Source organism: Nocardiopsis eucommiae (assembly GCF_965344335.1).
GTDB lineage: Bacteria > Actinomycetota > Actinomycetes > Streptosporangiales > Streptosporangiaceae > Nocardiopsis > Nocardiopsis eucommiae.
This window is the reverse complement of the sequence record NZ_CBDRIY010000054.1, coordinates 21,988-32,421: the sequence shown is the minus strand read 5'-3', so window position 1 is coordinate 32,421 and position 10,434 is coordinate 21,988. Positions and strand designations below refer to the sequence as shown.

The 10,434-nt window shown below is 72.1% G+C and carries 12 protein-coding genes; all 12 read right to left on the bottom strand.

What is annotated here, in order from left to right:
• Nucleotides 1–60: 60 nt before the first annotated feature.
• The 12 genes from ACRWK8_RS24710 to ACRWK8_RS24655 all read right to left on the bottom strand — a co-directional run bounded on the left by ACRWK8_RS24710 (nucleotide 61) and on the right by ACRWK8_RS24655 (nucleotide 10,374).
• Entirely contained in the window at nucleotides 61–519 is a 459-nt protein-coding gene (locus ACRWK8_RS24710; protein ID WP_431873028.1) for a DUF4282 domain-containing protein, read from the bottom strand.
• 227 nt (nucleotides 520–746) lie between these two features.
• Nucleotides 747–1,493 (bottom strand): YebC/PmpR family DNA-binding transcriptional regulator, encoded by a 747-nt coding sequence (locus tag ACRWK8_RS24705; protein ID WP_378741264.1) that lies wholly within the window; start codon nucleotides 1,491–1,493, stop codon nucleotides 747–749.
• Nucleotides 1,490–2,098, bottom strand: coding sequence for a pyridoxal 5'-phosphate synthase glutaminase subunit PdxT (pdxT, locus tag ACRWK8_RS24700; protein WP_378741261.1), 609 nt, complete (start codon nucleotides 2,096–2,098; stop codon nucleotides 1,490–1,492). Before pdxT ends, ACRWK8_RS24705 begins: the two co-directional genes overlap by 4 nt.
• A 42-nt stretch (nucleotides 2,099–2,140) precedes the next feature.
• Nucleotides 2,141–3,052 (bottom strand): pyridoxal 5'-phosphate synthase lyase subunit PdxS, encoded by a 912-nt coding sequence (pdxS, locus tag ACRWK8_RS24695; RefSeq protein WP_378741574.1) that lies wholly within the window; start codon nucleotides 3,050–3,052, stop codon nucleotides 2,141–2,143.
• A 257-nt stretch (nucleotides 3,053–3,309) separates the two neighbouring features.
• Nucleotides 3,310–3,804, bottom strand: coding sequence for a hypothetical protein (locus ACRWK8_RS24690; protein WP_378741572.1), 495 nt, complete (start codon nucleotides 3,802–3,804; stop codon nucleotides 3,310–3,312).
• A 23-nt stretch (nucleotides 3,805–3,827) separates the two neighbouring features.
• Nucleotides 3,828–5,024, bottom strand: coding sequence for a glycosyltransferase family 4 protein (locus tag ACRWK8_RS24685; RefSeq protein WP_378741259.1), 1,197 nt, complete (start codon nucleotides 5,022–5,024; stop codon nucleotides 3,828–3,830).
• 56 nt (nucleotides 5,025–5,080) lie between these two features.
• On the bottom strand, nucleotides 5,081–6,028 hold the full coding sequence (locus ACRWK8_RS24680) for a phosphatidylinositol mannoside acyltransferase (RefSeq protein WP_378741257.1): 948 nt from the start codon (nucleotides 6,026–6,028) through the stop codon (nucleotides 5,081–5,083).
• Nucleotides 6,029–6,074: 46 nt separating this feature from the next.
• Nucleotides 6,075–6,704 (bottom strand): phosphatidylinositol phosphate synthase, encoded by a 630-nt coding sequence (pgsA, locus tag ACRWK8_RS24675; protein WP_378741255.1) that lies wholly within the window; start codon nucleotides 6,702–6,704, stop codon nucleotides 6,075–6,077.
• Nucleotides 6,705–6,834: 130 nt separating this feature from the next.
• Nucleotides 6,835–7,410 (bottom strand): HIT family protein, encoded by a 576-nt coding sequence (locus ACRWK8_RS24670; RefSeq protein WP_431873027.1) that lies wholly within the window; start codon nucleotides 7,408–7,410, stop codon nucleotides 6,835–6,837.
• Nucleotides 7,411–7,522: 112 nt separating this feature from the next.
• Nucleotides 7,523–9,223, bottom strand: coding sequence for a DUF885 domain-containing protein (locus ACRWK8_RS24665; RefSeq protein ID WP_431873026.1), 1,701 nt, complete (start codon nucleotides 9,221–9,223; stop codon nucleotides 7,523–7,525).
• A 103-nt stretch (nucleotides 9,224–9,326) separates the two neighbouring features.
• Nucleotides 9,327–9,923, bottom strand: coding sequence for a GTP-binding protein (locus tag ACRWK8_RS24660; protein WP_378741247.1), 597 nt, complete (start codon nucleotides 9,921–9,923; stop codon nucleotides 9,327–9,329).
• 34 nt (nucleotides 9,924–9,957) lie between these two features.
• Nucleotides 9,958–10,374: a DUF742 domain-containing protein gene (locus ACRWK8_RS24655; RefSeq protein ID WP_225942487.1), complete on the bottom strand. Its 417-nt coding sequence runs from the start codon at nucleotides 10,372–10,374 to the stop codon at nucleotides 9,958–9,960.
• Nucleotides 10,375–10,434 lie beyond the last annotated feature (60 nt).

Here is a 10,434-nt window from a genome sequence, read left to right as displayed (position 1 = left end):
TCCCTGGACACCCGGGGTGGGCGGCCGTCGGCCGCCGACCCACGGGATCCGGGAGACGGCCTAGAGGCCGCCGCGCTTGCGCAGGGCGCTGAGGTCCTCGCTGATGCGGAAGACCACGATGAGCAGTTCCAGGGTGATCCGGGAGACCAGCACCCAGACCGCCGTGCCGATGAAGGTCCCGATCAGCAGGAAGAAGCCGAGGACGCCGAAGTCCTCGTCGCCCATGAGGGCGATGGAGCTGACCAGGCCCGCCAGGAACCCGAACGCGATCAGGACCAGCCACAGGACGTAGACGATCCGGATGATCCGGGAGGTGATGAACTCCCGGAAGGAGAAGTCGAAGAGCGCGGCGAAGAAACCCGGGTTCCTCTCCACCGGCGGGGCGTAGGCGCCGGGCTGCTGGGGAGGCTGCTGGTAGTACTGGCCGCCCGGGTAACCGCCGGACTGGGGCTGCTGGGGAGGCTGCTGTCCGTAGGGCTGCTGCGAGGGGTCCGGGGTGTACTCCGGGGGTTGGCTCATGGCTGGGGTTCCTTCGCCGGTCGTCGGGGGGCTCGACCGCGCCCCGGTCGGGGGTGGTGCGCGGTACCACGTACTGTACTCAACCGGACACCGGCGGAACTCGCATCACCGTCTCGGAACCGCCCACACCCGTGGCCACCTCCGGACACGGAGACGCCCGTGGCCGCGCCCCCGGTTCGGGGGTGCGGCCACGGGCGTCGACGCGTGGTCCCGCGCGGGCCCCTGCCTCAGAGTTCGGCCATGACCTCGTCGGGGATGTCGGCGTTGGTGAACACGTTCTGGACGTCGTCGGAGTCCTCCAGCGCGTCCACGACCCGCATGACCTTCTTGGCGCCCTCGGCGTCGACCGGGACCTCCATGGTCGGCAGGAAGCTGGAGTCGGCGGACTCGTAGTCGATGCCCGCCTCCTGGAGCGCGGTGCGGACCGGAACCAGGTCGGTGGCCTCGCAGACGATCTCGAAGGCCTCCCCGAGGTCCTCGACCTCCTCGGCCCCGGCCTCCAGCACCGCCATGGTCACGTCGTCCTCGGTGGTGCCCTCCTTGGGGACGATCACGACGCCCTTGCGGTTGAACATGTACGACACCGAACCGGCGTCGGCCATGTTGCCGCCGTTGCGGGTGACCGCCACGCGCACCTCGGACGCGGCGCGGTTGCGGTTGTCGGTCAGGCACTCCACGAGCAGAGCCACGCCGCCGGGGGCGTACCCCTCGTACATGATGGTCTGCCACTCGGCGCCACCGGCCTCCTCACCGGAGCCGCGCTTGCGGGCGCGCTCGATGTTGTCGGCGGGCACCGAGTTCTTCTTCGCCTTCTGGATGGCGTCGTAGAGCGTCGGGTTCCCTTCGGGGTCCCCACCACCGGTACGCGCGGCCACCTCGATGTTCTTGATCAGCTTGGCGAACAGCTTGCCGCGCTTGGCATCGATGACGGCTTTCTTGTGCTTGGTGGTGGCCCACTTGGAGTGGCCGCTCATGCAAGTCCTTTCACGATGTCGACGAAGAGGCGGTGGATACGCGTGTCGCCGGTGAGTTCGGGATGGAAGGACGTCGCCATCAGGCCGCCCTGTCGTACGGCGACGATCCTACCGGCCTCGTCCGGACCGGAAACGCTGCCGAGGACCGACACCTCCGAGCCGACCGACTCCACCCAGGGCGCGCGAATGAACACCGCGTCGAAGGGATCGTTCCCGATCCCGTCGATCCGCACCCCGGTCTCGAAGGACTCCGTCTGGCGTCCGAAGGCGTTGCGGCGTACCGTCATGTCGATGCCGCCCACGGTCTCCTGGTCCGTCGTTGCGCCCAGCACGCGGTCGGCCAGCATGATCATCCCCGCGCACGTCCCGTAGACGGGCATGCCGTCCGCGACACGTTCGCGCAGCGGCTTCATCAGGTCGTACCGGACGGCGAGCTTGGACATGGTGGTCGACTCGCCGCCGGGGATCACCAGGCCGTCGACGGTGTCGAGCTGGTCGGCGGACAGGACCCGCGAGGTGCGGGCGCCCAGGTCCCCGAGCATGTGCGTGTGTTCGGCGACGTCGCCCTGGAGGGCGAGCACACCGATGGTGGGGCTGGCGGTCACGTACTGCCTCGTCGGTCGTGGGTTCTGCGGTCGGGTCCCGGACTACCAGCCACGACCGGCGTAGCGCTGGGAGTCGGAGAGCTCGTCCAGGTTGATGCCGACCATGGCCTCGCCCAGACCGCGCGAGACGCGGGCGATCACGGCCGGGTCCTCGTAGTGCAGGGTGGCCTGCACGATGGCGTCGGCCCGCTTGGCCGGGTCGCCGGACTTGAAGATGCCCGAGCCGACGAACACGCTCTGGGCGCCCAGCTGGCGCATGAGCGCGGCGTCGGCGGGGGTGGCCACGCCACCGGCGGAGAACAGCGGGACCGGCAGCTTGCCCAGGCGCGCGACCTCCTTGACGATCTCGTACGGGGCGCGCAGCTCCTTGGCGGCGCCGAACAGCTCGGGCTCGTCCAGGGTGCCCAGGCGCTTGATCTCGCCGCTGATGGAGCGCATGTGGCGGGTGGCCTCGACGACGTTGCCGGTACCGGCCTCGCCCTTGGAGCGGATCATGGCCGCGCCCTCGGCGATCCGGCGCAGGGCCTCACCGAGGTTGGTGGCGCCGCAGACGAAGGGGACGGTGAACGCCCACTTGTCGATGTGGTACGCCTCGTCGGCGGGGGTGAGGACCTCGGACTCGTCGATGAAGTCGACGCCGAGCGACTCCAGGACCTGCGCCTCGACGAAGTGCCCGATCCGGACCTTGGCCATGACCGGGATGGAGACCGCCTCGACGATGCCGTCGATCATGTCCGGGTCGGACATGCGGGCGACGCCGCCGTCCTTGCGGATGTCGGCGGGGACGCGCTCCAGGGCCATGACGGCGACGGCACCGGCGTCCTCCGCGATCTTGGCCTGCTCGGGAGTGACGACGTCCATGATGACGCCGTTCTTGAGCTGCTCGGCCATGCCGCGCTTGACGCGCTGGGTACCGACGGCGTTGTCGGAGGTGTTCGCTGCGTTGGTGGCCACGGTGGTGGTCTCCCGTTCGTTCGGCTGACTGGGGGCCAGGCCCCGCTCTCCGGACGCCCGCGCGGCCGGGAGCACGACCTGGATGCGACGCGGCGCGGCGCGCCCGACGGACGCGCGCACACGCGGGCACCGTCGGTGGCGTGCACCAGGTCGATCAGCGTCCCATCCTAGTTCCACCGGGTTCGCGGCCTTTGGCCAGGCTGGAGTATCGGTGTGTGACGTGTGGCCACCTCGTCCGTACGAGGGCGGGCCCCGGTTCAGCGCCGGGGCGGCCGGTCGTCCATCTCGAAGTAGTCGGGCAGAGCGGCGGTGCCCGCCAGGCGCAGGAAGCGGACCAGTCGGGAGCGGCGCGCGCGGCGGGTGTCGGACACGGCGTCGTTGTGGAAGACCCGGGCCAGGTACACGCCGCGCGCGGCCACCGTCACCTCGTCCAACCGGTGCGGGTCGGGGCCCCGGTCCGGGCGGTCCAGGGCGGCGCGCAGTGCCTGGGACAGCCGGCTCTCCGCGAGTTCGCGCTCCTCCTCCCCGGCCCGGCGCGCGCCGTTGGCGGCGGCGGTCAGCTCCCGGGCCAGCCCCGGGTCCAGGCCGGGGTGGGCCGCGAGGTCGAGGACGGCCGCGGCCCGGCGCAGCAGGGCGGCGTCCAAGGCCGCGCGCGCGGTCTCCACCCGGTGGTGCAGACGGTCGAGCCGGGTGGCCCGCCAGGACAGGTAGAAGCCGAGCAGGACCAGCACGAGCAGGATCGACACGACCAGTGTGACGAAGCGAACGTCCTCGATCAGGGTCGCTCACCCCGGGGCGTCCGGTGCCCACGGCGCGGGGAGTCGGGAGAACGGGGGCCGCCGCCGGCCCGCACGCCGGGGGATCCCTGGTCGCCCCACGACAGGACGGTCTCGTACACGTGGGCGATGTCGGCGGCGACCGTGTCCCAGTCGTAGGCGCGCACGGCGGCGCGCGCGGCCTCCGACAGCGCGGCGCGGCGTTCGGGCGAGTCGAGCAGGGTTCCGGCGCGTTCGGCCAGGTGGTCGGGGTCACCGACCCGGAAGAGCTCTCCGGCGGCACCGTCGGCCAGGACGGCTCCGAAGGCGGGGATGTCGCTGGCGACGATCGCGGCCCCGGAGGCCATCGCCTCGGTCAGCACGATACCGAAGCTCTCCCCGCCCAGGTTGGGCGCGCAGAAGACGTCGGTGGAGTGGTAGACGCGGACCTTGTCGGCGTCGTCGAGCCGCCCGAGGAGCACCACGCGGTCCCGTACGGAGTCGGGGACCCCGGACAGGTCGGCCTCCCCCGGCCCGGCCACGAGCAGGCGCAGCCCGGGGCGGTGCGGGGCCATCCGGGAGAAGGCCTCCAGGAGGGTGGCCAGGCCCTTGCGGGGTTCGTCCAGGCGCCCCAGGAACCCGAGGGAGCCGCCTCGCCCCGGCCATCCGGGCAGTGGTTCGGCGTGCGCGAAGCGGCGTACGGACACCCCGTTGGGAATGAGCACGGCGTCCCCGCCGACGTGTTCGACCAGGGTGCGCCGGGCCGCCTCGGAGACGGCCACGCGCGCGTTGATCTTCTCCAGCGCCGAGCGCAGGGCGCCCGAGCTCGCGGCCATGGCGCGCGAGCGCGGGTTGGAGGTGTGGAAGGTCGCCACGACGGGCCCGTCCGCCGCCCAGCAGGCCAGGAGGGAGACGCTGGGCGCGGCGGGTTCGTGGATGTGCAGCAGGTCGAAGCGGCCCTCGGTGATCCACCGGCGGACGCGGGCCGCCGTGCGCGGTCCGAAGCTGAGCCGGGCCACCGACCCGTTGTAGGGCACCGGGACCGGGCGTCCGGCCGGGACCAGGTAGGCCGGGACCGGATGGTCGGGGTCACCGAGCGGGGCCAGGACGGAGACCTCGTGGCCCATGGCGCCGAGCGCCTCCGCCAGGTCGCCCACGTGCTGCTGCACCCCGCCGGGCACGTCCCAGGCGTAGGGGCAGACGATACCGACGCGCATCCCGCTCCCGTCCTCCTCTGGGGCCGTGCCGTCCGGGGTCCCGGTCCGTGTCCGGATCACCGCCGGGCTTCCGGGTCGAGCGCCACCGCCGCCGCCTCGTGGCGGCGGGCGCGGTCGGCGTCGTGGTCGGCGCTGAAGACGGCCTGGAGCATGTGCCAGTCCTCGGGGTGCTCCGCGATGGCGCCCTCGAAGACCCGGACGAGCGCCTGGGTCGTGTCGTGGACGCGCCTGGTACGGGTGCCCTCGGTGGCGACGGGGACCTCGTCGTGCACGCGGATGTTCCAGGTCGGGCCGTCGTACCAGAGGGAGACCGGCATGAGGGCGGCCCCGGTGTTCAGGGCGAGCGCGGCGGGCCCGGAGGGGACGCGCGCCCGCTCACCGAAGAGGTCGACCTCCAGCCCGGTGCCGTTGACGTCGCGGTCCGCGAGCAGGCACACCAGGCCCCCCTCGCGCAGGCGGCGGGAGAGCACACCGACGGTGTTGGCGGCGCCTCCGGTCAGCGGCAGGACCTCCATACCCAGGGACTCCCGGTAGGACGTGAACCGCTGGTAGAGGCTCTCGGGGCGCAGCCGCTGGGCCACGGTGGTGAGGGGGGTGCCACGCGCGGCGATCCACGCCCCGGCGTGGTCCCAGTTGCCCATGTGCGGCAGGGCCGCGACCACGCCGCGCCCGGACCTGACGTGCTCCTCCAGCACCTCGATCCCGGTCTGGCGGGTGCGGCCGAGCAGGTGCTCCCGGCCCATGGCGGGCAGTCGGAACACCTCGTAGTAGTAGCGCATGTAGGAGCGCATCCCCGCCTTGGACAACGCCCTGATCTGCGCGTCCGTGGCGTGCGGCCCGACCAGCCTGCGCAGGTTGCGCTCCAGCCCCCGGGTGCCGTCGTTGTGGGTGCGCCAGGCCCGGTCGGCCAGCCCCTGGAACACCGCCCGGCCCGCCTCCTCGGGTGCGCGGCGGACCAGGGTCCACCCCGCCGAGTAGGCCAGGTCGGCCATGCGTTCGTCCACGTCGTCTTCCTCGTCCTCTTGTGCCTCGGTCCCTTCAGGGGTGTGGTCAGGCGCCGTTGCTGGTCTTCTTGTCCTCGCCCTCGCCCTCGACGAAGCCGGGGTCGTTGAGGCGGGCTCGGGTCTCGACGAGGCGCTGGAGGACGGTGAGCAGGCTCATCACGGCCAGGAGCCAGAGGCCGCCCGCGAGGATGTAGGGCACGCCGAGCTCGCTCAGGCCGACGGCGACGAGCACGATGATCAGACGTTCGGTGCGTTCGGCCACGCCGACGTCACAGTTGACGCCCAGCCCCTCGGCGCGCGCCTTGATGTAGGAGACCATGAAACCGCTGATCAGGCAGAACAGGGTGAGCCCGGCGAGCATGGGATCGTCGCCCTCGCCCACGAACCACCACATGAGCCCCGCGAGGATCGCGGCGTCGGCCACACGGTCGAGGCTGGAGTCGAGGAAGGCACCGAAGGCGCTGGCGCTGTCCCTGGCCCGCGCCACGGCCCCGTCGAGCATGTCGAAGAGGGCGAAGACGGTGATGACGACCGAGCCCGCGTAGAGCTGGCCTCGGGGATAGAAGTAGAGGGCGCTGACGACGACACCGGTGGCACCGACGATGGTGACGATGTTGGGCGTCAGGCCGATGCGGGCCAGGCTCCGGCCGAGCGGAGCGGTGACCCGGGAGGTCATGGGGCGAAGGATTCTCAGCATGTCTTCTAGTGATCGTAGGGCGGGAACGGTCGTCGGCGTGGGAGCCGCACCCTCTGGGGGTGGCGTCGACCACGGGGTCGGGTGGTGGGGGGTTCGGGTGGTCCCGGCCTCACTTCCGGGGCCAGAGTTCGGCCAGCCTGCCGCGGGTCCGCTCCAGCATCTCGGGCAGGACCCTGGTCTGTCCGATCACGGGCATGAAGTTGGTGTCGCCGCCCCAACGGGGCACGACGTGCTGGTGGAGGTGGGCGGCGATCCCGGCACCGGCCACGGTACCGAGGTTCATCCCGACGTTGAAGCCCGCGGGCCCGTAGGCCTCGGTGAGCGCCCGGATCCCGGCCTGTGTGAGCGAGGCGACCTCGGCGGTCTCCGTCGCGTCCAACGACGGGTACTCGGAGACGTGCCGGTAGGGGCAGACCAGCAGGTGCCCGCTGTTGTAGGGGTAGAGGTTGAGGACCACGAAGGCGGAGCGGCCGCGTGCGACGACCAGGCCCTCCTCGTCCGGAAGCCCGGGAGCGCGGCAGAAGGGGCAGCCCTCGTCGGCGCCGGGCCCGGTCGGTTTCCCCTCGCCCTTGACGTAGGCCATGCGGTGGGGGGTCCAGAGCCGTTCGTGGCCGTCCGGGACGCCGGTTCCCGCGCCGGGGGGCGCGCCCGCACCGCTCACGGGTTCGTCGTGGGTACCGCGCATGGCTCGTCCGCTCCCCTCGCCTGACCGCTTCGTGCCGCGCGTCCAGCATAGGAGCGTCCGGTGGGTGAAGTGCCGGACCCGGCGCGCCGGGGTGGCGAGGCGGTCCCGCGTCTCAGAGTCCGAGCAGGGTGCGCAGGTGGCGCGGGGGCGGGTTGCCGTGGGCCAGCATGGCGTCGTGCAGGCGGCCGACCGGTGCGTCGGGGCGTGTACGCGCCAGGTCACGGGCGATGTCGGAGACCTCGGCGTAGCCCACGTAGTAGGTGGACAGCTGGGCGCTGGTGAGCAGGGCGCGCCGCCACTTGCCGACGGCCTCACCCTCCTCCTGGTGGCCGCGATCGGTCAGCAGGGCGACGGCCTCGGACTCGGTGAGGTCGCCGGTGTGCACCCGCACGTCGAGGATCGCGTTGAGGACGGCCCGCAGCCGCATCTTGAGCTGGACCAGACGCAGCGCCAGGTTGGTTCGGCGGGTGGCGGGGTCGGAGCCGCCGGACCAGCCGTGCCCGGCGAGGACGTCCTCGGCGTGCACCGCCCAGCCCTCCACGAAGGTGCCGCTGCTCAGCGCCGAGCGCACCCGGGTGTGGCCCCGGTGGCGCGCGGCGTGGGCGAGTTGGAGGGCGTGCCCGGGCAGGGCCTCGTGGACCATCAGGTTGCGCAGCATGCCCCCGTTGTACTCGCGCAGGAAGGAGGCCCGGCGCTCGGCGGGCCACTCCTCGGGCGGCGGGGCCACGGCGACGAAGGTGGGCTGCGAGGCGGCGTCGGGGTCGAGCGCCCCGGGCGCGTCGCAGTAGGCCACGGCCACGCCCCGCCGGGAGAGCGGCATCGGGATGACCTCGACCGGGTCGTCGTGGACGGTCGCCAGGTCCAGTTCGCGGACCCGGGAGTAGAGGTGCGCCAGGGCGTCCGTGCAGGACGGGACGACCCCCTCGGGGCCGATCTCGAACTCGTCGGCCAGGGCGGAGAGCACCTCGGCCACCTGGCCGGGGCGGCGCGGCTCGCCCGCGTACTCGGCGGCGGCCTCGGCCAGCGCCTCCTCGGTGGCGAGGAGGTCGCTCTCGGCGCGTACGAGGAGCGCCTCCGGGGAGAGTTCGGAGTCGAGCGTGTACCAGAGCTGGGCGGCGAACCGCCGGGCTCCCAGACGCGGGTTCCCGCTGGCGAACTCCAGCTCGGTGCGCATCCAGGAGGTGTACTCGTCGAGCGCGGCGAGTGCGGCGGCACGCGCGGGTTCGAGCCCGGAGGCGTGTGCGGCGTGCCGGGTGGCCAGGGCGGGGACGTCCTCGGTGAGCATCGTCCGGGCGCCCTCCAGCTGGCCCAGGGCGGTCTCCACGTGCACACGCGGCATGCCGGGGCCCTCGGACAGGCGGACGCGCGCGGTGTCCAGGTAGGCGGGCAGGGCGGCGCAGCGCGCGGTCAGGGCCGCCAGGCGCTCCTCCACGGGCAGGGTCTCGCGTTCGAGGAGGGCGTGCAGGGCCTCGCCCGGGGAGTGCACCAGGGGGTTCCACGTGTGCGGGCGCAGTTCGGTGGTGTGCCACAGGTCGGCGCTGATCCTGGTCCGGAGCATCTCCAGGTCCACCAGGTCGTCGGCCGTGAGGAGGTCCGCGTCGATCTCGTCCAGGGCGCCCAGCGCGTCGGTGAGGACGTGGACGCGGAGGGAGTCGGCCTCGACGGAGTGGTCGGTCAGACGGTGGGCCCCCCGGGTGTCCCCCAGGTCCAGCGCCCACTCGGGGGCGTCGGACAACAGGGCGTCGAGCACCCGCTCGGCCACGTCTCGGAAGCGTCGGGTCGTCTCGGCCCCGTCGGGCTGGGAGGAGGTCATCCCGCCATGATGCCAGTTCAGGGAGGACACGGACGCCCGGTTCCCGACGTGCGGGAACCGGGCCGTACTCCGTGCGGGACCCCGGGCCCGGGGCAGGTCCTGGTCAGCGCCAGGAGTTCTGGCCCCCGGTGGAGGTGGGCTGCTGCCCTGCGGCGCCCTCGGGGTCCCCCACCGTGATCGCGTGCTCGACGAGGGTGATGAGCGTCGTCTTGGTGGAGGCCTTGTCACGGGCGTCCACCTGGACGATGGGGATCTCCGGGCTGAGCGTGAGCGCGTCCCGGACCTCGTCCGCGGCGTGGGGGTAGTAGCCGTCGAACCCGTTGATGCCCACGATGAAGGGCAGACGCGCCTCTTCGAAGTAGTCGATCGCGGGGAAGCAGTCGGCCAGGCGTCGCGTGTCCACCAGCACGACCGCGCCGATGGCACCCTTGACCAGGTCGTCCCACATGAACCAGAACCGGTGCTGCCCGGGGGTGCCGAACAGGTACAGGATCAGGTCGGAGTCGAGGGAGACGCGGCCGAAGTCCATGGCGACGGTCGTGGTCTGCTTGTCCGGCGTCTTGGCGAGGTCGTCCACCCCGACGCTGGCGCTGGTCATGACCGCCTCGGTCGTCAGCGGCACGATCTCGGAGACGGAGCCAACGAATGTCGTCTTCCCGACACCGAAGCCCCCGGCGACGACGATCTTGACCGACGTCATCGCGTTCCCCCCAGCACCGCCTTCCTCGGCTGGGCTAGAGCTTGCGAAGTCCACTGAGCACCCTTTCAAGCAGGTTGGTGTTGGGGCGAGCGTCGTTGTTGAGCGAAGACCTGATCTGGACCAGTCCCTGCTCGGACATGTCCGCCACAAGCACCCGCGCCACACCGAGAGGCATCCGCAACAGCGCGGAGATCTCCGCCACGGATCGCCATTCCCGACACAGGTCACTGATCGCCTGCCATTCAGGCGTCAGCGTCCCTGACTCGTTCCGGGCCGCCGCGGTGGCCGAGATCAGCGCCTCCAGTGGAAGCTGAGACTTCGGCTTGGTACGGCCCTTGGTGACCGCGTAGGGGCGCACCAGCGAACTGGGGGCGCTGCCCGGCGCGGGTCGTTGGTCATACGGTTGTTGGATTGGTCGAGGAACATCTCCGCCGCCCGGAACGGCCGGCATCCCTCCCGAGGGGGGATGGCCCGGCTGTTGTCCGAACCACGAGGCGCTCCCGGCATCTCT